This is a genomic window from Streptomyces sp. NPDC029014 (genome assembly GCF_055564695.1).
This window is the reverse complement of sequence record NZ_JBVHVT010000116.1, coordinates 1-21,266: the sequence shown is the minus strand read 5'-3', so window position 1 is coordinate 21,266 and position 21,266 is coordinate 1. Positions and strand designations below refer to the sequence as shown.

At 72.8% G+C, this 21,266-nt stretch carries 17 protein-coding genes and 1 pseudogene; 10 read left to right on the top strand and 8 right to left on the bottom strand.

Annotated features, from left to right (window positions below; translation table 11 throughout):
* The first annotated feature begins 615 nt into the window (after positions 1–615).
* Positions 616–1,323, top strand: a complete 708-nt coding sequence (locus ACZ4VL_RS37110) for an HAD family hydrolase (RefSeq protein WP_468209332.1) — start codon at positions 616–618, stop codon at positions 1,321–1,323.
* A gap of 475 nt (positions 1,324–1,798) precedes the next feature.
* Here ACZ4VL_RS37110 and ACZ4VL_RS37105 read toward each other — a convergent pair whose 3' ends face one another.
* Positions 1,799–1,954 carry a hypothetical protein gene (locus ACZ4VL_RS37105; RefSeq protein WP_468209330.1) on the bottom strand — a complete coding sequence of 52 codons (156 nt, stop codon included), beginning with the start codon at positions 1,952–1,954 and terminating at the stop codon, positions 1,799–1,801.
* Between the two features lie 500 nt (positions 1,955–2,454).
* On the bottom strand, positions 2,455–3,096 hold the full coding sequence (locus ACZ4VL_RS37100; protein ID WP_468209327.1) for a hypothetical protein: 642 nt from the start codon (positions 3,094–3,096) through the stop codon (positions 2,455–2,457).
* A gap of 143 nt (positions 3,097–3,239) precedes the next feature.
* On the opposite strand from ACZ4VL_RS37100, the gene ACZ4VL_RS37095 reads away from it, so the two are divergent.
* Both ACZ4VL_RS37095 and ACZ4VL_RS37090 read left to right on the top strand, forming a co-directional pair.
* Positions 3,240–3,476 (top strand): hypothetical protein, encoded by a 237-nt coding sequence (locus tag ACZ4VL_RS37095; RefSeq protein WP_468209325.1) that lies wholly within the window; start codon positions 3,240–3,242, stop codon positions 3,474–3,476.
* A gap of 505 nt (positions 3,477–3,981) precedes the next feature.
* Positions 3,982–4,236 (top strand): annotated as a pseudogene (locus tag ACZ4VL_RS37090) (IS30 family transposase); the annotation flags it as partial.
* A 131-nt stretch (positions 4,237–4,367) separates the two neighbouring features.
* Here ACZ4VL_RS37090 and ACZ4VL_RS37085 read toward each other — a convergent pair.
* Together ACZ4VL_RS37085 and ACZ4VL_RS37080 are read right to left on the bottom strand one after the other, a co-directional pair.
* Positions 4,368–5,459 (bottom strand): C40 family peptidase, encoded by a 1,092-nt coding sequence (locus ACZ4VL_RS37085; protein WP_468209322.1) that lies wholly within the window; start codon positions 5,457–5,459, stop codon positions 4,368–4,370.
* Between the two features lie 173 nt (positions 5,460–5,632).
* Positions 5,633–5,929, bottom strand: coding sequence for a DUF1330 domain-containing protein (locus tag ACZ4VL_RS37080; RefSeq protein ID WP_468209319.1), 297 nt, complete (start codon positions 5,927–5,929; stop codon positions 5,633–5,635).
* 167 nt (positions 5,930–6,096) lie between these two features.
* On the opposite strand from ACZ4VL_RS37080, the gene ACZ4VL_RS37075 reads away from it, so the two are divergent.
* Entirely contained in the window at positions 6,097–6,609 is a 513-nt protein-coding gene (locus ACZ4VL_RS37075) for a MarR family winged helix-turn-helix transcriptional regulator (protein ID WP_468209317.1), read from the top strand.
* A 122-nt stretch (positions 6,610–6,731) separates the two neighbouring features.
* Here ACZ4VL_RS37075 and ACZ4VL_RS37070 read toward each other — a convergent pair whose 3' ends face one another.
* Positions 6,732–7,163, bottom strand: a complete 432-nt coding sequence (locus tag ACZ4VL_RS37070) for a VOC family protein (RefSeq protein WP_468209313.1) — start codon at positions 7,161–7,163, stop codon at positions 6,732–6,734.
* A gap of 117 nt (positions 7,164–7,280) precedes the next feature.
* Between ACZ4VL_RS37070 and ACZ4VL_RS37065 the strand changes: the two genes are divergently transcribed.
* A complete protein-coding gene (locus ACZ4VL_RS37065; protein ID WP_468209310.1) occupies positions 7,281–8,270 on the top strand; it encodes a helix-turn-helix transcriptional regulator in 990 nt (329 codons plus the stop codon).
* A 289-nt stretch (positions 8,271–8,559) separates the two neighbouring features.
* Here ACZ4VL_RS37065 and ACZ4VL_RS37060 read toward each other — a convergent pair whose 3' ends face one another.
* A complete protein-coding gene (locus ACZ4VL_RS37060) occupies positions 8,560–11,448 on the bottom strand; it encodes an AAA family ATPase (RefSeq protein WP_468209307.1) in 2,889 nt (962 codons plus the stop codon).
* Between the two features lie 306 nt (positions 11,449–11,754).
* Between ACZ4VL_RS37060 and ACZ4VL_RS37055 the strand changes: the two genes are divergently transcribed.
* The 3 genes from ACZ4VL_RS37055 to ACZ4VL_RS37045 all read left to right on the top strand — a co-directional run bounded on the left by ACZ4VL_RS37055 (position 11,755) and on the right by ACZ4VL_RS37045 (position 15,464).
* On the top strand, positions 11,755–12,483 hold the full coding sequence (locus ACZ4VL_RS37055) for a helix-turn-helix transcriptional regulator (RefSeq protein WP_468209304.1): 729 nt from the start codon (positions 11,755–11,757) through the stop codon (positions 12,481–12,483).
* Positions 12,484–12,648: 165 nt separating this feature from the next.
* Complete coding sequence (locus ACZ4VL_RS37050; RefSeq protein ID WP_468209302.1) at positions 12,649–13,368, top strand: Pvc16 family protein; 720 nt, start codon at positions 12,649–12,651, stop codon at positions 13,366–13,368.
* Positions 13,365–15,464 (top strand): ATP-binding protein, encoded by a 2,100-nt coding sequence (locus ACZ4VL_RS37045; RefSeq protein ID WP_468209299.1) that lies wholly within the window; start codon positions 13,365–13,367, stop codon positions 15,462–15,464. Before ACZ4VL_RS37050 ends, ACZ4VL_RS37045 begins: the two co-directional genes overlap by 4 nt.
* An 85-nt stretch (positions 15,465–15,549) precedes the next feature.
* Here ACZ4VL_RS37045 and ACZ4VL_RS37040 read toward each other — a convergent pair whose 3' ends face one another.
* Both ACZ4VL_RS37040 and ACZ4VL_RS37035 read right to left on the bottom strand, forming a co-directional pair.
* Positions 15,550–16,947, bottom strand: a complete 1,398-nt coding sequence (locus tag ACZ4VL_RS37040) for an RICIN domain-containing protein (protein WP_468209296.1) — start codon at positions 16,945–16,947, stop codon at positions 15,550–15,552.
* A gap of 120 nt (positions 16,948–17,067) precedes the next feature.
* Entirely contained in the window at positions 17,068–18,747 is a 1,680-nt protein-coding gene (locus tag ACZ4VL_RS37035) for an eCIS core domain-containing protein (RefSeq protein WP_468209293.1), read from the bottom strand.
* 266 nt (positions 18,748–19,013) lie between these two features.
* Here ACZ4VL_RS37035 and ACZ4VL_RS37030 point away from each other — a divergent pair, with 266 nt between their 5' ends.
* Positions 19,014–20,618 carry a phage tail sheath subtilisin-like domain-containing protein gene (locus tag ACZ4VL_RS37030; RefSeq protein WP_468209291.1) on the top strand — a complete coding sequence of 535 codons (1,605 nt, stop codon included), beginning with the start codon at positions 19,014–19,016 and terminating at the stop codon, positions 20,616–20,618.
* Between the two features lie 71 nt (positions 20,619–20,689).
* Positions 20,690–21,133, top strand: coding sequence for a phage tail protein (locus ACZ4VL_RS37025; RefSeq protein WP_468209288.1), 444 nt, complete (start codon positions 20,690–20,692; stop codon positions 21,131–21,133).
* Positions 21,134–21,266: the final 133 nt, after the last annotated feature.

Here is a 21,266-nt window from a genome sequence, read left to right as displayed (position 1 = left end):
CCCTCTCTATTGCGGGGGTGTCCGTGCTGGTCCACCCCCCTTCCCCCCCCCCCCCCTCCCCCCCCCCCCCCCCCCCCCCCCCCCCCCCCCCCCCCCCCCGCCACGATCAGCACGCGCTTGCGCCGCCTCGTCTCTGCCGGGTCTGGGGCTGCCCGGCATGCGGGGCGTCGGCATCCGGGCCGCAGGACGGGCCGGCGCCTGATGCCCGGGGGCGTTTCGGGGGCCTCGTGGGCAGGGCGCTGCCAGGCGCCGAGCCACTCCCCCACCCGGTGCTCGTCGTCACGGGCCCGGACGAAGGCCGCCACCCACTCCCGGCGCGGCAGCGTCTGCTTGCGCAGCACGTCGGCGACCGTGATGCGCGGCAGGACGTCGCCGGTCCGCCGCCCGGCCACGGGCCGCGGCGAGCGGGGATCGCCGCCCGGCTACGACTCGGCACCGGTACGCTTCGCTTTCCGGGGCGGCCGGTCTCCTGCTACGGACGCACCGGCGGGAGCGGCCCGTCACGAACACGGACGCCGGCTGCTTCGCCCCTTCCCCGCTCCCCCTTCTGTGAGGGTGGGCACAGAGCTCGTAAAGGGGCTCGCTCCGTGGGAGTCCGGTCACCAGACTGGACGGATGACGACTCGGCCGGCGCCTTCCCAGCCTCTGCTCGCTGTCCTCTTCGACTCGGGCGGTGTGCTGATGCAGCCGATCGGCGGCCGCTGGAACCCGCGGGCCGACTTCGAGCAGACCGTCCTCGCCCACGCCCCGTCGCTCACACCCCGGCAGTTCGCCTCGGCCATCGCCGCGGGCGACCGCTTCTTCGCCGCTTCGCCGTCGACGCCCGACTACGACGACTACCACCGGGTGATGCTCCGTCACCTCGGCGTGGACCCGACCGCGCGGCTCCTCGCCGACCTACGCCGCGATGTGCCTCCGTCAGCGTTCCTGGAGACGTACCCGGACGTCGAGGAGACCCTGGAGCAGCTGGCCCAGCTGGGGGTGCGGATGGCCGTGGTGTCGGACGCCTGGCCGAACCTGCCCGACCTCCACGCCGGGCTCGGGATCGACCGGTTCTTCGAGGCGTACGCGATCTCCGCAGTCCTGGGCTGCAACAAGCCGCACCCGCGCATGTACCACCACGCGAGCACCGCCCTGGGCATCCCACCCGCGCAGTGTCTGTTCGTCGACGACGACCCGGAGCTGGTTGCCGCGGCGATCCGACTCGGCTATGTGGGACGCGCGGTGTGCCGGGACCCGGCCGTCGTCCCGGATGTACCCTTCGTCACCTCCTTGAAGCAGCTGCCAGAACTGTTCCTACCTGAACGTCGGCGGAGGAGTTGAAGCAGAGGCGTTGGTCCGCGGACCGGCACGTTACGGCAGCGTCAGCGAAGGAGTTCACCGTCCACGACGTAGGCTCGGCGCGGGTCCCCGGTGACGTGGCCACGGCCCTGCATGTCGTCCCAGCACGGCACAACGAGCCACTCGACGAGGTCCGGCTGAAGCCGTCCAATCCGCGCTACCTGCGGAAGGACTTCGCCGGACCACGAGGCCGGCTTCAGTCCCAATCGGCAGTCCGACATCAGCCGGTCAAGGGCCTCATGACGATTCCCTCCCCTGACACGTCCGTCTCCAACCACGCCCTGGCCTTGGCCAGGTCCGTCGTCATCGTGCACAGGGTCCACGGGGCTGTCAGGGCTCGGGTGGTGAACAGTTCCAGCCGTGTGCGCCACTGCGCGTACGGGCGCTTCAGGACTCCTGGCTGTCGAGCTGCAACACGCGTTCACCGCGAGCCAGACGATCGGTGTGACGACCGCAGTCACCTCGGCAAGGCCGAAGCCCAGCGGTTCAGCCCGACGGCGGCTGCGAACATCCGTGACACGGCCGGGTCGTCGAGATGGGCCAGGGCGGCGAGCACCGGCGTTTCCTCCGGCACGGGCTCCGTGACCACGGCCCGAACGGCCGTCGATGCCATCACCCAACCTCCTCGGTCACGTAGGAACGCACGAGCCTATGCCCGCGGCAGCCCCCGGAAAGCGGTGACCCGGCGACCGCTGGTCATGACCTCGGCAAGACGTGACGCCTTCTCGGAAAGGCCGATCCAGCTTGTACGGCAACGGTCTTTGCAGTGCCGGTTGGGTGGTTTCGGGTGGGGCGCCCCGCGTCGGTTGTAGTGGCTGACGCGGGCTTGGAACTGTTGTCTGCGCCGCCGGTGTGACCGGTGCAGGATATGGTCGACGGCTGCCGGACTGCGGTGGGCGAGGAGGTGGATCAGGGGCGGAGCTCGGGCAGTCTGAGGGGGGACGAGGCCGGAGGGTACGTTTCGGCTTTACCTGGACCCGCCTTACGGGCCCGCAAGAGACAGGCGTGGGCGGCCATGGCCAGGGTCATGTGGCGGAACCGAGAGACCGGCCACGCCAGCACCGCGGCCCGACCACCCACCGGCCACTACCCGGCCCCCGGGGCGGGGAGGTGTCACGGCGTGCCGGCTGCCGGAGGCTGGTGCGCCACGATCCACAGCAGCTGCTGGAAGCCGGACACCGGCACACCATGCGTACCTGCCGGCGCCAACGGCCCGGCCGGCAGGTACGCGAGGTGGCAGCGCCGGCAGGTGAATGCCGCATCCCACACCGCGTACAGCGCGGGGAACACCGCCGTCTGCGCCCGGAACCGCTTCGTGGCCGCCCGCCGGGCCCGCGCACGGCCAACGAGCATGGCCACGGCACCAGCCATGGCCGGCAGTCCCGTCACACCCCAGAAGACCATCGCGTTGCGCCCCGAGCCGGGCGCGTCGCTGGCCAGTAGCGGCAGCGTCATCAGGGCCGCGACCACCGGCACGACACAGAGCACGGCCAGCCCGCACCCGCCCCGCTGCTGTTCGAGGACCGGCTGGGCCGGCGGTGCCAGCTGTTGCGCCAGCAGTGTGCTTGACATCCCCGAGGAATGCACCGTCGAACGGCCGAAGACCGCGACCGACCCTCCACCTGGGACGAAGCCGGTGCCCGAGGAGTAGCCGGTCGACACGCCCGCATAGGTACCGGTCTGCTCCTCATAGACGGCGCGCACGCTGCGCACCTGGTCGATCGTCCCGCACTGCGGGCAGTTCGTGCCGCTCAAGGTTCTCGTTCCCCTCCCACTTCCAGTGAATGATCATCACATGCTCAAGAGCGGTGAGCACGGAGGTCAAGGGGCAGCCACCGACCGTCACGGCAGAGTCGTGAAGCCTGATCCGCGCCACCGGCGTTGCGCTGGGGGCGTCTGTGCTGATGGGCGGTGGCACCGTCGCACAGGCAGCGGAGGAGCCCGCCACAAGCACAGCGATCGCTGTCGCCGCGAAGGCGTCGACCCCGGCCGACAACTATGTGTACTGGGACTGGTACTGGAGCATGGGCAACTGCCGTGCTGCGGGCACCAGCCTGGTGGCGGACGGAACGGCGAAGAAGTACAGCTGCCGGACGAACAACCTTGTCGTGGATCTCTTCATCGTGAAGCGGTAACGCCAGAGGGAAACCCGGCGAACAGCTGGCAAAGGGTGCCCGCAGCCAGAGTGGCTGCGGGCACCGTGCTGTTCCCGGGAAAAGGAACCTCCGGCCTGGCAATAGCGCCTGGCCGGGCCGTCGGCTGAGCGATCAGGACCTGCGCCGGGGCTCTGTAGACGGCCACCTCGGCCGTCGACAGCCGGGCTCGCCGCCGGGCGGCGGCAGCCTGGGCCCGGCGGCTGCTGTGTAGTCGATCTCCGCCGAGCCGACCGGGGCCGGCCAACCGAGGCGGGCGGAGATGTGGTCGAAACCGGTCCTGCGGACACCGAGGCGGCGGGCCAGCCTGGTCCGGGCCCAGGGGGACATGCCGGTCGAACAGGGCCGGCACGTCCCCCTGGCGGGTCAGCACGGCCACCTGTTCCGGGTGCGCGTCAGTGAAATCTTCTCCTCCCCACCGAGGCAGGACGAGGAAGCCTGCACGGACGAATCAACCGACCGCGGCAACGGCACACCCAGGCCCGCCCTGCGCTCCGGCCGCGCGCGCCGGGTCCCTCGCCGACACGCGGCCGCACGCCGGCCTCGGTTCGCCCGTCCGATGGTCGTGATCAGTGAGCGGCCCGCGGAAGCCGTGGTCCGGATCGTGCCCGGCCCCTGGGAGGGTGACCTGATCAACGGCAGGGGCGCCGCCTCCGCCATCGGCATCCTGGTCGAGCGCGCCACCCGCTACGTGATGCTCCTGCACCTGCCCAACGGACGAACCGCCGAGCAGGTCCGCGACGCGCCGTCGCTCGACCTCCGCACCGCTCGGTACCTTCCGGCCGCCCGTCGGCAGGGAACCGCGGGTCTCGTAAAGGAGTTCTGTGCGGCGGAGGATGGCCCGTGTGCGGGCGTCGCCGGGGCGTCCGGCTCCTATCGGGTGAGGAAGCGGGTCGCGCCCACGTAGACGCGGCCGGTGGAGCCGATGGGCTCCTCCCTGACGACGTCACCGGTCCGAGGCGAGTTGATCATCATCGGTTCACCGTTCCTCGTCCCCGTGTAGATACCGACGTGGGTGACGTCCCCGCCGGTGGCGGGGCGGAAGGCAACGATGTCGCCGGGCCTGAGATCCTCCGTCCCGTTGATCCGTACGCCTACGGCCGAACCGGAGGGCGCCTGTCCGCCGCCCGCATCGAACTGCGGCTGGGCGTCACGCGGGATCGTCACCCCCAGCGCGGAATACACCTGGCCGGTAAGGCCGGAGCAGTCGTAGCCGAACCCGGAAGTGCCCGACCACAGGTAGGGCAGGCCAAGGAACGTACGTGCGGCGGCGACCACGTCCTCCCCGCTCGGCTCGGCCGGCACCGCTGCGAGGTCGCCGGCGCGGAAGAAGACCCGGCCGCCGCTGTTGCCGTAAGCCGTGACGACACCGGGCAGCGGGCCGGCCTGCACCAGGAACGACGTGTTGTACGAGTACTCGGCCGCCCGCCCCGGCCCGGCACCATCGAGCGCGGCTGCGGCGGAGGCGAAGCCCCGGGCCGTGGGCCGCAGGACGCGCTCCTCATGAGTGCCCCGGGGCGGCTTCCGATGGTCCGATGTCAGCTGCCGGTCGGGGATCCAGCCGGGGTACGCACCCCGTCCGGCCGGGTCCCTGGGGGTGGGCTGGCCGCGTACCCATACGTGGTCCCAGAGCAGTCCCCCTTGCCACTGCGTACCGTCGACGATCACCTCGGTCCCGTACAGCGCCTGCGTTTCGCCCTCGACGTCACGCCGCTCGTCCAGTGACATGTCCCTCAACCAGCCCCGGATGTCCGCGGGGTTGGCCGTCGCCGGGGCGTCAACGGCTCGGACCTGCTCGGGACTGACCCAGACCTGGGCCACCGTCACATCGACGTAGCAGGTCGGGGCACCGTCACAGGGGCGCGCTGCAGCGGGCGCGGAGGCGTCGGCAGTAGCGCTGGCGGGTGGAACGGCGAGGGAGAAGAGCACTGCGGCTGCCGTCAGAGCTGTCTTCATGAAGGCCATGGGGCGATTCTGTCCGTGGGCCAGGCCAACGAACCTTGAAGTGCTCGACCCCGCGCCAGAACCGCGCCCCCTCGTCGCCGAAGCTCTGGCGACCGCGCTCAGGGCGGCCGGCCTCGCCCATGTCGACGAAGTCACTCCCGTGCGCGATCTGCCACCGACTCCCGGGGGGCGGGTCAGTCGGGGAGGCCGGCCATGAGGTGGACGTCAACCTCGTGACCCATCGTCCTGACCCGCCAGGCAACGAGCTCCTGGTACGCGGACGAGGCGTACCAGTCGCGCGCCGACCGGTCGGTGGGGAAGGCCACCAGGGCGGTCCTCGTGAACGTGGAGGGGCCCTCCAGCCGGGTCGGGCTGTCGAACGCGAGCAGTCGTCCGCCGAACGCGTCGAGGGTCGGGCCCACGTGGGTGAGGTAGTGGCCGAGGGCGCTGTCGGGTGTGTCGTCGGTACGGACGAACAGCACGTAGTGCACGGGCTTCTCCTGATCGCTCCGGCGTGCCCCGTGAGGGCACACGCACAACTTCGAAAGGTCGTATTGCAAAAGGTTTGATGTCAAAGCTTTCGCTGAATGAACGGTAACCGGGCACACTGCCGGAGTCAAACAGTTCGACGTCGAAGTGTGGTGGTAGTCTTGGTGCCATGCGCGACACGGTGGACGAGGTCATCGAGCGGTGGGACGCGATCCGCCCCGGACTGGACACGGAGCCGATCGGCGTCGTCCTGCGGATCTTCCGTGCCTCACGGCTCCTTGAGCAGGGGATCAAGGGCTACTTCGACGAACACGGGCTGGAGACGTGGGAGTACGACATCCTGGCCACGCTCCTTCGCGCGGGCGGCGGCAACACCCTCCGCATGAGCGACCTGGCCGGCGCCGCGATGATCAGCCCCGCGGCCCTCACCCACCGCGTCGACCGGCTGGTCGCCAAGGGCCTGGTCACCCGCTCCACCGACCCGGACAACCGGCGCCTGGTGCGCACGGAGCTCACCGCCGAGGGCCGCGGCATCGCCGAAGGCCTGATCGAAGGCCATCTGGCCAACGAACGCGAACTCATCGAGAGCCTCAGCCCCGAGGAGAGCCAGCAGCTGGCGTCCCTGCTCCGCAAGCTGCTGATGCCCCTGGAGGACGACTCCTCCAAGACCAAGAACTCCTGACGCGGCGGGGTCGCTCCGCGAAGGCCTGGGCCGTGCTCCAGGGGCCGGGCGAGCTCGGGCCGGCGTCGGACTCGTGGCCGTGCCCTCTGCCCGTCGCGTTCACCACGGCCCCGGGGCCGGCCTCAGGATTCCCGGGTGAACGACCGCGCCTGGCCCCGGCGTGCGAACTTCTCGATGGCGGCCGGGGTGACGGGGGTGAAGAAGTTGACGAGGTTGCCGTCGGGGTCGCGCAGCAGCAGCGACCGGTTGCCCCAGGGCATCGTGGTGGGCCCGTTGACGAAGTCGGTGACGAAGCCGGTCAGGTCCCGGTGGACGCGGTCCACGTCGTCGACGAGGAACTCGGTGATCACACTGTGGTTGTCCGCCGCGCGGGCGCAGCCCGGGGCGAACAGCGGGACGGTGCGGGTGCCGGCGATCGCGAGGGTGGCGCCCTCGGTCCTGAGCTCGGCGAAGTCCTCGGTGGCCCATGTCGCCCGAGCCCCTGTGGCCCGCTCGTAGAACGCGACGAGGCGCGCCACGTCGCCGGTGATGATGCGGATCGAAACGAAGTCCATGGGGATCTCCTTGGCCGTGCCGAACACGGAAGCGGAAGGGGAAACGAAGGTGTACGCGTCGCAGGCTAGGAGAGATAGTGGACAGAATCGGTCCTGTATCCGAGCTAGTCTGCCGGCATGCCCCGACCGACCGCCCGCGTACTGACCCTCCTGGAGCTGCTGCAGTCGGGCGGCACCCGGACGACGGCCGAACTCGCCGACCGGTTGGGCGTCGAGGGGCGCACGGTGCGCCGGTACGTGGAACAGCTGATCGACCTGGACGTGCCCGTGGAATCGGTGCGCGGCCGCTACGGCGGGTACCGGCTCGCCCCCGGCTACCGGCTTCCTCCGCTCATGCTCAGCGACGACGAGGCGCTGGCCGTGCTCCTCGGCCTCGTCGTCGGCCGCCGAGCGGGGCTACCGAGGACGGAGCGCACCGCGAGCGAGACGGCCTCGGCCAAGATCCGACGGGTGCTGCCCAAGCGCACCGCCCGTCGACTCGACATGCTCCTGGACGCCCTCGCCTTCACCGACCAGGCCGACGACGCCGACATTCCGGACTCCGAGGTCCTGCTCACCATCGCCGACGCGGTGCGCCACGGCCGACCGGTCTCGATCCACTACACCGACCGCGACGGACGGCGCAGCGAACGCACGCTGCACGCGTACGGAGTCGTCGCCCACGCGGGCCGCTGGTACGTCACGGGTAAGGACGCCCGGATCGACGAGGACCGGACCTTCCGGCTCGACCGCATCACGGACGCACGCGCCCTGCCCGGCATGTTCGAGGCGCCCGCCGACATCGATCCGGCGCAGCGCGTGCTCTCGGGGTTCGCGACGGCCCCCTACCGGCATGAGGTGACCTTGCGGATCAACGCGACGGTCGAGCAGATCCGCGCCCGTCTTCCCGCCGGCGTCGCGCGCCTGGAGGAGTACGAGCCCGTGACGGGCGAGGCCCTGCCCGGCGAACGCTGGCTGCGCGTCGAACTGCGGGCCGAGCGGCTCGACTGGTTGCCTCCGGTACTCGCCTCCCTCGACCGGCCGTTCGTCATCGAGCGCCCCGAGGAACTACGCGCCCTCGTCTCCACGCTCGCCGATCGCCTCGCGTCGTGCGCCCGCCGGCCCTGACTTCGAGGCGACACCGCCACCGATCTGCCGCTCTCCGCTCTCCCGTCTCCGGTCTCCGGTCTCCGGCGGCGACGGCGGCGGAGTGCCAGGGGAGGCAACCTGCACATGATCGGGCTGCGGCGGGCCCACTTGCGCTCGGCGGTCGCGATCCCCGCCGCCGCGGAGCAGTGGTGCCCTGGCCTGGAAGAACCCGCCACGTGCCGCAGCCCGGTAGGCAGCTCTCCGCCGGCCCGTACACCAAGCCCCCGACGAGCTGCGCGGCCTGACCCTCGTCGCCCTCCGGTCGGCCTCAGGACGGTTCCCGGGCGGCGGCGGTCGGGGGGCGGGTACGGGACAGAGTGGCGGGCAGTTCCGACCTTCGGCGTATGCCCAGTTTCCGGTAGGTGTTCGTCAAATGGGTCTCCACGGTGCGGCGGGCCACGTGCAGGAGGCCCGCGATCTCGGTGTTCGTCCGCCCCGCCGCAGCCAGTTCGGCGATGCGGCGCTCACTGCCGGTCAGGGCCCCCGAGCCGGTCCGCGCCGCCGCCGGGACCCGGACGCCACCCTCCCGGAGTGCCTCCTCGGCCAGGGAGAGCAGCCGCAAGCCTCCTTTGCGTTCGGCCAGGTCCGCCGCCTCGCGGAGCCGGTCGCGGGCGTGTCCGCGCTCGCCGGCGGCGAGGAGCTGGCGGCCCTGGGCGATCAGGGCCTCCACCAGTTCCATGCCGACGTCTGCGGGAGCGGTCCTGAGGAGGTCGACCGCCTCCTCGGCGAGGTGCAGTCCGCGGCGGCCGCCGGTCGCGGTGCCGAGGACGCGCAGCGCACGCCCCACGGTGCGCGGGGTGTTCCACACCCGGGCCAGCCGCAGCTCCTCGGTGGCCAGGGCCAGGGCCTCCTGGCCACCGCCGAGCGCGAGGCGGCACTGGGCGACGGCCGTCCGCCACGGGGTGACGACCGGGCTGAGCACCTCGCGGGCGGTCTGGCGGCGGCCGCACTCCAGGAAGTCGTGGAGCGCGCCCGCCGGATCGCCGGCGGCCAGGCGCTGCACTCCCCGCGCGTAGAGGAACCGGTTCAGCTCCCATGATTCCGGGGCCCTGCTCAGGTCGAAGGCGTCGGCGAGCCGTGCGGCTTCCTCGAAGCGCCCCGTGTGGACGAGTGCCATCAGTACGTGGGCGTCCCGGTTGGAGGGTCCGCCGTGGGCGCGTGCGGCGACGGCCGCGCCGTCGTCGCGCACGGCGATCAGCCGGGCGACGTCACCGCGCGCCGCGGCGATGTCGGCGCGGGTGTTGAGCAGCGCGTCCTCCATGGGGTGGAGCAGGGCCGGGTGCCGGCCGACCAGGCCGCGGTCCACGAGCCGTTCGGCCTCGTCGAGTTCGCCCGCCCACTCGGCGACCGCCGCTGCGGTACCCAGCAGGAACGGCTCGGCCAGCGGGTCGGAGGGTTGTGCCAGCAGGGCCCGTACGCGCGTCATGGCTTCGCCGGCCGAGATCAGCCCGGCCGTCGCCTCGTACCGCACCAGCAGGGCCAGGCTGGCGGTGCCGACGAGTTCCGGAGCCTGCCTGCCGCTCTCGGAGAGCCTGCGGTAGGTCTCCTGGCGGGTCGCCGGGTCGGAGTCGGACAGCAGCGCGGTGGCGGTCTGCACGGTGCGGGTGAGGTCGGGGTGCCCATCGAGGCTGCCCTCCGTGCGCCGCAGCACCTCCAGCGCTGTGGTGACCTCGCCACGGCCGACCAGGGCCGTGCCGAGGGCGACGGCCGCGCGCACCCGGTCGGGAGGTGCGGCCGGCAGGTGCTGTGCCTCCGCCAGACGTGCGATGGCCACCGTGTCGTAGGCCGAGGCGTACTCCAGCGAGCCCAGCTCGGTGAGCAGTTGCTGGCGCCGGTCGTCGGAGAGCGGTTCGTCCAGGGCGCGGGTCAGATAGCCTGCGGCGTCGCCTGGGCGGGCGTCGTGCACCGCGGCCGTCGCCGCGTCGCGCAGCACGCGCAGTGCCCAGGGCGGTCCGACGCCCCGCGTGCGCACCAAGTGGGCGGCCACCGCCTCGGCGCGCTCGCCGCTTCGCAGCATCGTCTCCGCCGCCACCCGGTGCGCCGCCTCGCGTCGGGACGTCGGCCAGCCGGTCAGCACGGCGTCCCGCAGCAGCCGGTGGGCGAAGCGGGGCAGGCCTGCCGGGTCCGGGCGCAGGAGTCCGATGCGGGTCATCGCGGTGAGCCAGCCGGCGACCCGTGCGGGATCCGCTTCGGCCGCTGCGGCCAGTACCCCGGCCACGTCCGTGCCCGCCGGACCGCCCGCGCCGCCGCCGGTCCGCCGTTCTCGGGGCTCCTGGGGCTTCTGGGGCTCCTGGGGATGCGGACGCTGATGCTGCGGCGGCCAGGCCTCCTGCAGCGCCGCGAGGCAGCGGGCCACCTCGGTCGTTGCTGCACCTGCGCTGTGCAGCCACCACGAGACGGCCGCCGGATAGCTCCCGGGATACAGCGCGGCGCAGGTGTCCGGCAGCGGCGGGACCGCCTCCGCCACGGGCCCGGGCGCCCGCGGGCCGCCGAGGTCGTCGAGCAGGGCGTGGAGCAGCATCGGGCTGCCGGCGCCCGCCCGTACGCATTCGGCCGTCCAGTGGGGTCCGGCGGCCGGGAAGGCGGCCCGGACGATCTCCGTGGCGGCCGCGTCGCCGAGCGGCTCGAGCGTGTGGGTGCGGACGAGGGACGGGGGCAGGGACTGGGCGAGACCGGGGGGCCGGATGTCGATGTCGTACTGGCTGCGTTCGCTCGCCATGAGCAGCACCGGTAATCGGTCGATGCGGCGGACCGCCTCCCGCAGCCAGCGGCGTGACGCGGGGTCGGCAAGATGGACGTCGTCGACCGCCACGAGGAGCGGGCCCTCGGCCGCACGGGCACGCAGCAGCCGCCACAACCGGTCCGCGCTCCCCCGGTCGTCGCCGTCGGGTGCGGGGTCGGCGAAGTCCGGTACCGGGCCCAGGAGTTGCTGTACCGCGGCGAAGGGTGCTCCGGCGTCCTCCGGCGAGCAGCGGGCCCACAGCACCCGCAGGCCCAGGTCCTCGGCGTCCCGGACGGCGGTCTCCAGCACGGAGGTGCGGCCGGTGCCGGCGGCTCCCTGGAGCAGCACCAGGCGGCCGGAACCGGAGCGGGCCCGATCCGCCTCGGCCGCGAGAAGCGCCCGGGGCACGTCGCGTTCGAGGAGCGGTCCGGTCATCAGTGCCTCCTGTGGTGGAAGGTGTGTTTTCCCGCCGGGTGAGACGGCGGAATCCGTGTCGGGGTGGGGTGAAAGTGGCGTACCTCACTGCGGTCTTCGCGGAGCTGCTGCCGATGCCGCCGGATCCGCGTGAGCTGCGGTGGCGTGCGCGGGGGCGGCCGGTCTCGTGGTGGTCGCCGGCGCGGTCTCGTGGTGCGGCTCGTGGTGCTCCACGATTGCGGTCCCCGGGGCGGCCGCAGAAGGGTTGAAGGTGCTCATCGGCCACCGGCCCGCGCTCTGCGGCGGGCCGCTGAACAGGGGAATCGGTTGCTCAGCTCACCCCGCACCACGACCACGTCCTCGCCCGGCGCGCCCTCTCCCACCACGGGCCGGAACATCACGGGCCGGAACGTCACAGTCCGGACCGCCGGCCCTGTGGACCGGCGCGTCCCCGTGACGGTGTCCGCCACCGACCCCATCAGCCGTGAGGGCGCGGTCAGCCAGTTGCGCAGACACCCGGAGATCGAGCTGTGCGAGGAGTCCGGCCCGGGCACGGTGGTGCTGCTCGTCGAGGACGCGCTCGACGAGGCGGCTCTGGCCCGGCTGCGCCGGATCGTGCGCAGCGAGGGGGCGCGGGCCGTGCTCGTGGTGGGCGCGATGCGGGAGAGCGAGCTGCTGGACGTGGTGGAGTGCGGTGTCGGCGCGATCGTCTGGCGCCACGAGGCCACTGCCGAGCGGCTGGTGCAAGCGGTACTGGCCGCGTCCCGCGGTGACGGTGACCTGCCCGCCGATCTGCTCGGCCGGCTCATCCAGCAGGTGGCGACGCTGCACCGGGGGGCGACGGGAGGGACCGACACGCCCGCCTTCGGGCTGACGTCCCGTGAGGTGGACGTCCTGCGCCTGGTCTCCGAGGGCTTCGACACCGGTGAGATCGCGGGCAAGCTGTCCTACTCGGAACGGACCGTCAAGAACGTCATGCATGGCCTCACCACGCGGCTTCACCTGCGCAATCGGGCGCACGCCGTGGCTCATGCCCTTCGGGAAGGCTACATCTGACCGTCCGGGCAGACGAAGGGGGCGCGGCGTGTCCGCGGGGGCAGGGAGGACTGCCCGGCGGCCGTCCCCCGTGGCCCTGCGGCCCGCACGGCCGCCCGGGGGACGATCGACGGCGGACGACGGGCCGGACGGGAACGGCCGTGTGGGCGGAGCGGGAGCGCAGACGTGATCCACGAGGTGGACGAGGTACTCAAGGGCCTCCTCGGCAGCGGGGCGTTGACGGGGTCGGGCATCGAGGTGTCCTTCGAGGCACCGACCCGCGACTGGGCGGCCCGGCGCAACGCCACCGTGGTCAACACCTACCTGTACGACATCCGGGAGGACGTCGCCCGGCGTCAGCGCGGCCACGTGGCGGTGCGGGACGAGCGCGACGTGGTGGTGCGGCGCAGCCAGCCGCCGCGCTGGTTCCGGCTGTCGTACCTGGTGACGGCGTGGACGAAGACCCCGCAGGACGAGCACCGGCTGCTGTCCGCCGTACTCGCGACGCTGCTGCCCCGCGAGGTGCTGGCGCCGGACGAACTGCCGGGTTCCCTGCGGGCGCTGAATCTCTCCGTGCCGCTGACGGTGGCCGGCATCCAGACGGAGTCGCGGTCGCTCGCCGAGATCTGGTCCGCGCTCGGCGGCGAGCTGAAGCCGTCCCTCGACCTGGTGGTGACCGCGCCCTTCCCGGCCTTCCCGGAGTACGACGCGGGGCCGCCCGTCACCGAGGGCGCGCTGGTCCGGGTGGGCGATCTGGACGGCGGTCCGGCGGCGTCCGAGGGCCGTTCGCACCGTCCCCACCAGGTGGCGGCCGCCCGGGCGGCACGGGCCGCCCGCAAGAACGCGGCCGACGACGAGCACGCCGCCTCCCGCCAGGAGGTCCCCCGCCGCCCGGACACGCCGTGAGCGCCCCGTACACCGGCCCGGCGCCGGGTCCACAGGCGGCGGGCAAGGGGGCACCGCCGGACGACGTGGAGGATCCCGCCCGCGTGCTGCTCGCCCGGCTCGGCGGGCTGCGCGCGCGGGTGTCCGAGCTCGTCGAACGACGGGCCGCCGGAGATCCCACGGCCGACGACCCGCTGCGCGGCATGTACCTGTCCGACGAGGCGGTGCGTCACCGCCTGCGCACCTGGCCGGCGGTGACGGACGACGGAAGAGCAGGAGCCGCCACCGCCGCCACCATCAGCACCAACGGTGCCGGCCCCGGCACCGACGGCCCGACCGGCCATGCCGACCGGCTGGCCCGGCTGGCCGCCCGGGCGGGCCTCACCGAAATCGACGTCGCCGTCGTGCTCGCCGCCCTCGCCCCCGACGTCGACCGGACGTTCGAGCCGCTCTACGGCTACCTCAACGACGACGTGAGCAGGCGCCGGGCCACCGTCGGCCTCGCCCTCGACCTGTGCGGGGTGCCCGCGCACTCCGCCGCGGCCCGGGCCCGGCTGGACGCCTCCGCACCCCTTGCGGCTCTCGGTCTCATGGAGGTCGAAGAGCCCGAACGCCCCTTCCTGACGCGTTCACTGCGCGTCCCCGACCGGCTCGTCGGGCATCTCCTCGGCGACGACACGCCGGACACCGCACTGCACGGCCTGCTGCGCCCGATGCCCGAACCACTGCCCTCCGACGCGGCCGCCGAGCAGTTCACCCACCGGCTCGCGGCCCTCCTGGAGTCCGGCCCCGCCACCGTCTACCTGCGGGAACAGCGTGAGGGCGACGGCCTGGCCGCGTACGCCACCGCCCTGCGCGCCGCAGGTCTGCACGCGCTGTGCTGCGCCGTAACCGGTGACGTACCCGTGGAGCACGTGGCCGAGTTGGTGCGCGAGGCGCGCCTCACCGGTCGGGCCGTCGTCGTCCCGGCGCTGCCCGAGCGACCGGGCCCGCTGGTGCGGGCGCTCGCCGCGGCGCCGGACGTGACCGTGCTGCTGGCCGATCCCCGCCCCTACGACCCGCACTGGTGCCCCGAGGACCCACTGGTGCTGGACGCGCCGGCCCGCCCGGGCGGTGGGACGGCCGCCTGGCGGGCCTCGCTGGGCGCGGACGGTGCCGGCTTCGACCTGGCCGCGACGGTGGCCCCGTACCGGCTCGGCGGGGACCGTGTGCGGCGGGCCGCGCAGGCAGCACGCGCACTGGCCGCCTTCGACGGCGGTCCGGTCACCGCCGCCCATGTGCGGCGCGCCGCGCGCCGCCAGTCGGCCTCGGGGCTGGAGAGCCGCACCCGCCGCATCCGGCCGGCTGTGGACTGGGGGGACCTGGTCCTGCCCGAAGGTCCCCTCGGGCAGCTGCGTGAACTGGCCCTGCGGGCCCGCCACCGCGACCGCGTGCTCGGCGAATGGCGGCTCGGCGCGGGCGGCGGGCGCGGCAGGGGCGTCCTCGGCCTGTTCGCCGGCGAGTCGGGCACCGGCAAGACCCTGTCGGCGGAGGTCGTCGCGGCCGACCTCGGGCTCGATCTGTACGTGGTCCAGCTGTCCGCGGTCGTGGACAAGTACGTGGGCGAGACCGAGAAGAACCTGGAGCAGATCTTCACGGAGGCGGACCGCACCGACGCAGTGTTGCTCTTCGACGAGGCCGACGCCGTCTTCGGCAAGCGCTCCGAGGTCAAGGGCGCGCACGACCGCTACGCCAATCTGGAGAGCGCCTACCTGCTCCAGCGACTGGAGTCGTTCGACGGCATCGCGCTGCTGACCACCAACCTGCGCGCGAACATCGACGAGGCGTTCACGCGGCGGCTGGACCTGGTGGTCGACTTCCCGTTCCCGGACGCCGGGCAGCGCCTCGCGCTGTGGCGGCACGGGCTGGCGCACGTGCCGTCCGCGGACGGCATCGACGCGGTCCCGCTGGCCCGGGACTTCGAGCTGGCGGGCGGTTCCATCCGCAGCGCGGTGGTCACCGCCGCCTATCGCGCCGCCGGGCGCGGCGGCGAGGTGACGGCGGAGGACCTCCTGGAGGGCGCCCGACGGGAGTACCGCAAGGCGGGGCGGCTGGTACCGGGCGAGGGCGGCTGGTGACCGGGCCTACTCTCCGGGCCCTGAGTAGGCCCGGAGAGTAGGCCCGGTCGCCCGGGCACGGTGGCCGGACCGGCCGCCGTGGGCGTCAGTCGGTCTTGGGGTGGACGATCTTCCACTCCTGGTTGCCGGTGTTGCTGCAGTCGGAGATGTTCAGCCGGTCCCCGACGCCGGCCCCGCCGATCACGTTGAGGCACTTGCTGTTGCTCGCGTAGTTGCGGATCCAGTAGTCGCCGCTGTCCTGCTCGTCGATCCACCACAGCTGGTTGTCCGCGGTGGTGCCGTTGCAGTGGAACTCGCCGATGCCGGTGCCCACGGGTCGGGCGCCGTACTCGCCGAGGTCCATGCAGAACTGGTCCTTGACGTTGCGGATCTGGAAGAGCGGCTTGCCTCCGGGGCCGAGGTCGGGGTACTTCACTTCCAGGTTCCAGAGCTGGTTGTCCCCGTCGGTGCCGTCGCAGTCGCTCTGCTGGACCGCCATGTTGATCCGGCCCTTGTCGCGGCCCGGCAGCTCGGCGCACATCCGGGTGGCGGCGTTGCGCAGCAGCACCCTTTCGGCGGGCACCACGGGCGGCGGTCCCGCAGGCTCCTGCGGCTGCCCTCCCGCGCCGTCCTCCTCCTCGGGCTTCTCGGACTTCGCCGGTTCGGGTTCGGCGCTGGGCGACGGCGGCGGGGGCGGTGGGGAGAGCGCCGGAGAGGTCGGTAGAACGGCGCCCGCCTGCTCGGCGGCCTCGGTGGCCTGGCTGCGGACCTGCGGCTTGTAAGCGATCCAGATCATCACGGAGGCCACGGCCGCGGCCAGGAAGACCCCGAAGAACGTGGCCAGCCAGCGGGGGAGGAAGCCCCGCTGGACGTATGTCCCCTCGACCTCCAGGGGCTCGGTGCCGGAGCGGCGCACCGCGAGGGTGTAGGGCCGCTCCTCCTTCGAGCCGAACCAGATGATCTGCCGGGACCGCAGGGTCGTGTCGACGAACGCCGCGCGCCCCGGCTCGATCTGTACGTTCCCGGGGCGGATCTCGTACGTGAGGTGGTCCCCGTTGTCGCTGCCCGTGACCGATGCGGTCACCTTGGTGTTGCCGAGGTTGTCGACCGCCAGTTTCGGCCGTCCGCGGAAGCGGCCCTTGACGGTGGGCGGCACGATTTCCGCCCGCACCTCGCTGAACGGGGTGATCGTCAGGTTCCCCTCCGGCACCGTCACGGCGTCGGGATGCTCGGTCGGCGTGATCCGGACCGCGTACGGGTTGGGCCCTGCCGTGGCATCGGGGGTCCGGGGCGGCGCGAACGTCAGCTCGACCGTCCCGGTGGTACCCGGGTACAACCGCAGGGTCGCCGGTTCCACCGTCGTCCAGGGCGCCACGTCACCGACGGGCTCGAAACGGTATTCGTCCACCACGTCACCGGTGTTGCGCAGGCGCAGGCGCACGCGCGCCCTGCTGCCGGGGTCCACGGTGACGGAGGCGGGTTCCAGGGAAGTCCAGAGGCTCACCCCCGGCACGCTAACCGCGCCCCCGCCCGGCGGTCAGGAGTCTTGGGGGCAGACCCGGTTGCCCCGGCGTACCCGCCCCGTGTCCGCCCCGCGCACCGACCGCGGGCGCGGGCGCGGGCGTCAGACCCGGGGAGCCCGCTCACCGTTGGCGATCACGATGAACTGGGCGTAGGAATCGGCGTTCATCAGCGCGCGCCGACCCATGGCGTACCAGTTCGGCTGCCGGTCCACGTCGTTCTTCTCGCCGCTGTACTCCTGCGGATCCCGCAGGGCGCGCTTGCCGAGATTGGTCTTCTCCTGCTGTGCGGCGCCCTCGGGGAAGTCCGGGACCAGGTCGTCGACGACTTTGTCCTGGGTCAGTTCCGGGTCGCGCGGGCTGTACTGGTAGTCCAGCGTGCCGGCGAACCGGTGGGTGGCCTCATGGATGAAGTACCAGGCTGTCTGGCCGGCCTTGGTCAGGTGGATCGGCCCGGAGCGGGCCGTGTCCACGGGCGGCAGCTCCTCGCTCCCCTGCGGATAAGGCATGAGCTTCTCCTTCAGGGGGAGATCGACCCAGCCCATGGCGGAGGCGGGGGCGCCGGCGCCCTCTCCGGCGAGGGCGATCTGCGCGCCCTGGGCGTCCAGTCCGGCCTGGATGCGCCGTACGACCTCGGCGACGTGCGGCACGAACGCCGCGATCTGCCCCGGCGTCATCGCCCGGAAGACCGGGAATCCGGAGTGCAGCCCGGTCAGGAGCGCGCCGCCCGGGTCGTCGCCCGCGGACTTCAGCAGGGCGAGTGCCGTGGCGATGTACCGCTTGGCCGTGACCAGTTCGCGGCGGGCGCTCGACTCGCGCTCGGGGTATTCGCGCTCCGGGATGGTGCCCTTCCGGGAGAAGACCGCGTTCCCGCTGCTGTGGAGCTTGCCCGTCACGTCGTCGTAGACGTCCGTGTGCCGCGGTGTGATCCCCGCGGGGACGCCCACCTGGGCGGAGGTACGGATGTCGCTCGGGTCGTCCTTGTTGCGCCAGCGCGTCTCCTGTGCGTCGACGGCGTCCGTGAAGGTGCCGCCGGGCTCGAACTCCCAGAGCGTGCGCTGGACGGCCGGAACGCCGGGAGCCTTCGCGTCGGCCGTTGCGCCCTCGACGGCCGCGCGCTGGGCGACCGACGGGGCGGTGTCGTGTCCTGCCGCGAAAGCGGCGCCGTCGGCTTTTGCCGCGCGCTCCGAGCCCTGCCCGGGGTCGGTGACGGCCATGCCCGAGCCGTTGTCGTGGCCCGTCTCGCGGATGCCGCGGAGGTTCTTGTCGAGGTGGCTGGCCTCGTGGGCGAGGATCTCGGTGTTGTCGACGGCCCCGGGGCCGAGCAGGATGTGGCTGCCGACCGTCACGGCGTGGGCGCCCAGTGCCGCCGTGGCGCGCTGGGCCGTCGGGTTGTCGTGGACGCGCCCGGCAGCCAGATCGTCGTTGCGGTAGAACGCCTTCGCCCTGCCGAGGAAGGGGTCGGGGAGCGGGCTGCTCGGCGTGGCCAGCGCGGACTCCAGAAGGCTGAGCTGCGACGCCGGCCCGATGCCCTCCACGCCCCCGTGCTCGTGCTCGTGCTCGCGGCCGTGGTGCTCGAACTCCCGGCGCTGGACGGTCGGCTCCGCGTGTCCGCAGCCGGGGCCGTGCCGGTGTCGCTGCTCCTCGACGGCGCGGGCCACCGCCGCGTTCCCCGCCGCCCGATTGAGGTCCAGCAGCCGCTGGACGGGGGTGCTCGGCGGCACCGAACGGCGGGCGGCGGACTGTTCGGCCGACGACGGGTTCCGCTCACCGTGCGCGCGCATGACGCTCCCTCTCGACTGTTCCGGCGGCTGACCGTCCAGCCTTGTCCGGGACCCCGCCCGCCCCCCAGGTCCGCGGGGGCAGACTTCGGGGCAGTCGGACCGGACCGCGCGGCCGGGCCCGTCGCCGGGTGCCCCGGCGCCTGCCCCTGCGGGCAGGGGCGGGGGCAGCGGCGGTGCCCCCACTCGGGTACCGGAGGGCGTTCCGGCGGGCGCGACGGGCGCGCCACAGTGTGGGTGTCCTGTCTCGTACCGGAGGAGAGCAGAGCATGCCGTCCTATCTGTCGCCCGGCGTCTACGTCGAGGAGGTGGCCAGCGGTTCGCGCCCCATCGAGGGAGTCGGCACGTCGGTGGCCGCCTTCGTCGGTCTGGCGCCGTCCGGCCCGCTGAACGAGCCGACGCTGGTGACCAACTGGACCCAGTACGTCGCGGACTTCGGCGACTTCACCGACGGCTACTACCTCGCGCACTCCGTCTACGGTTTCTTCAACAACGGGGGTTCGGCGGCGTACGTCGTGCGCGTGGGCGGCTCCGCCGAGGACTCCGGCCGGGGGCGGGCATCCGGGCCCGCCGCGGTCACCGGTGCCGTCGCCCCGGCCGCGCTGCCCGCGTCCGAGCCCCGCCGGCTCGGTACCTTCGCCGTCACCGCCACCGCGGAGGGCCGCGGCGGCCCGCTGTCCGTCGAGGTCGCCGACGCCGAGGGCGAGGGGCCCGCCGAGCGCTTCAAACTGATCGTCAAGGACGGCGACGAGCCCGTCGAGACCTTCGACGTGACCGCGAAGAAGGGCAGCCGTGCCTACGTCGTCACGCAGGTCAAGGAGCGTTCCAAGCTCATCGCCGTCACCGAGGCCTCCCCGGCCGCGCAGCTGGCCCGCCCGGATAACCAGACCGTGGAACTGCCCGCGCCGCCGCCCGCGCCGCCCTCGGCGCCGAGCGCGCCGGCCGGCCGTACCGGGGGCTCTCACCCCGGCCCGGCGCAGTACCTGGGCGATTCCGCCGACCGCACGGGCTTCGGCGGCCTGGAGGCCGTGGACGAGATCTCCATGGTCGCCGTGCCCGACCTGATGGCCGCGTACCAGCGAGGCGCGATCGACCTGGAGGCCGTCAAGGCGGTCCAGCTCGGGCTGATCGCGCACTGCGAGCTGATGGGCGACCGGGTCGCGATCATCGACCCGCCGCCCGGCCTGAACGCCCGGGACATCCGGGTCTGGCGCCGGGAGACGGCCAACTACGACTCCAAGTACGCGGCGCTGTACTACCCCTGGATCAAGTCCTTCGACCCGGCGACCGGGCAGTCGCGCCTGGTGCCGCCGAGCGGTCACGTCGCCGGCATCTGGGCTCGCAACGACTCCGAGCGCGGTGTGCACAAGGCCCCCGCCAACGAGGTCGTCCGCGGTGCCGTCGACCTCGAACTCCAGATCACCCGCGGCGAGCAGGACCTGCTCAACCCGATCGGCGTGAACTGCATCCGGGCCTTCCCCGGCCGCGGCATCCGCATCTGGGGCGCCCGCACCCTCTCCTCCGACCCCGCATGGCGCTATCTGAACATCCGCCGGTACTTCAACTACCTGGAGGAGTCGATCCTGATCGGCACCCAGTGGGTGGTGTTCGAGCCGAACGACCACAACCTCTGGGCGCGCATCCGCCGCAACGTGTCCGCGTTCCTGGTCAACGAGTGGCGCAGCGGCGCCCTGTTCGGGCAGAGCCCCGAGCAGGCGTACTACGTCAAGTGCGACGAGGAGACGAACCCGCCGGAGTCGGTCGACCTCGGCCGCGTCATCTGCGAGATCGGCATCGCGCCGGTCAAGCCCGCCGAGTTCGTGGTCTTCCGGCTGGCCCAGTTCTCCAGCGGCAACGGGGAGCTGGAGGAGTAACCGGGCGCGGAGCCCGCCTCCGCCCCGTTGCCTTCCCCTGCCCCTCCCCCCTTCAGAAGGACGGCGAACAGATGAGTCTCCAGCCGGGCGACGCCCTCACGTCACACAACTTCGGCCTCCAGATCGACGGAGTGATGGTCGAGTACCTCGCCGAGGTCAGCGGTCTCACCCTCGAACAGGACGTCATCACCTACCAGCAGAACAGCGCGCAGGGCCGGGCAGAGGTGGCGCTGCTGCCGGGCGTGAAGAAGAACGGCCAGTGCACGGTCGTGCGCGGCATGACCCAGTCGACGTCGTTCACGCAGTGGATCAACGACTCGATCCGCGGCCAGATGAGCACGGCCCGCAAGAACGCCTCCATCATCATGATGGACTACCAGGACAACCCGGTGAAGCGCTACAACCTGCGCAACGCCTGGTGCAGCAAGATCGAGACGAGCACGGTGAAGGCCGGCGAAGCGGCGGCGCTGACCGAGACCGTCACCATCGTGTTCGAAGAACTGGTCATCGAATAATGAGGCGTTCGGCTGCCAGGGCTCCGGGTTCCGCGGCGCCCCGGACCGTGGGGGGGGGGGGGGGGGGGGGGGGGGAGCACACCCCCCCCCCCCCCCCCCCCCCCCCCCCCCCCCCCCCCCCCCCCCCCCCCCC

What these genes read in the sequence shown, in the direction of transcription:
- ACZ4VL_RS37110 (WP_468209332.1), top strand. Translation starts at nt 616, where the DNA reads ATGACGACTCGGCCGGCGCCTTCCCAGCCTCTGCTCGCTGTCCTCTTC.
- ACZ4VL_RS37105 (WP_468209330.1), bottom strand. Translation starts at nt 1,954, where the DNA reads ATGGCATCGACGGCCGTTCGGGCCGTGGTCACGGAGCCCGTGCCGGAG.
- ACZ4VL_RS37085 (WP_468209322.1), bottom strand. Translation starts at nt 5,459, where the DNA reads ATGGCCTTCATGAAGACAGCTCTGACGGCAGCCGCAGTGCTCTTCTCC.
- ACZ4VL_RS37075 (WP_468209317.1), top strand. Translation starts at nt 6,097, where the DNA reads ATGCGCGACACGGTGGACGAGGTCATCGAGCGGTGGGACGCGATCCGC.
- ACZ4VL_RS37070 (WP_468209313.1), bottom strand. Translation starts at nt 7,163, where the DNA reads ATGGACTTCGTTTCGATCCGCATCATCACCGGCGACGTGGCGCGCCTC.
- ACZ4VL_RS37065 (WP_468209310.1), top strand. Translation starts at nt 7,281, where the DNA reads ATGCCCCGACCGACCGCCCGCGTACTGACCCTCCTGGAGCTGCTGCAG.
- ACZ4VL_RS37060 (WP_468209307.1), bottom strand. Translation starts at nt 11,448, where the DNA reads ATGACCGGACCGCTCCTCGAACGCGACGTGCCCCGGGCGCTTCTCGCG.
- ACZ4VL_RS37035 (WP_468209293.1), bottom strand. Translation starts at nt 18,747, where the DNA reads ATGCGCGCGCACGGTGAGCGGAACCCGTCGTCGGCCGAACAGTCCGCC.
- ACZ4VL_RS37030 (WP_468209291.1), top strand. Translation starts at nt 19,014, where the DNA reads ATGCCGTCCTATCTGTCGCCCGGCGTCTACGTCGAGGAGGTGGCCAGC.
- ACZ4VL_RS37025 (WP_468209288.1), top strand. Translation starts at nt 20,690, where the DNA reads ATGAGTCTCCAGCCGGGCGACGCCCTCACGTCACACAACTTCGGCCTC.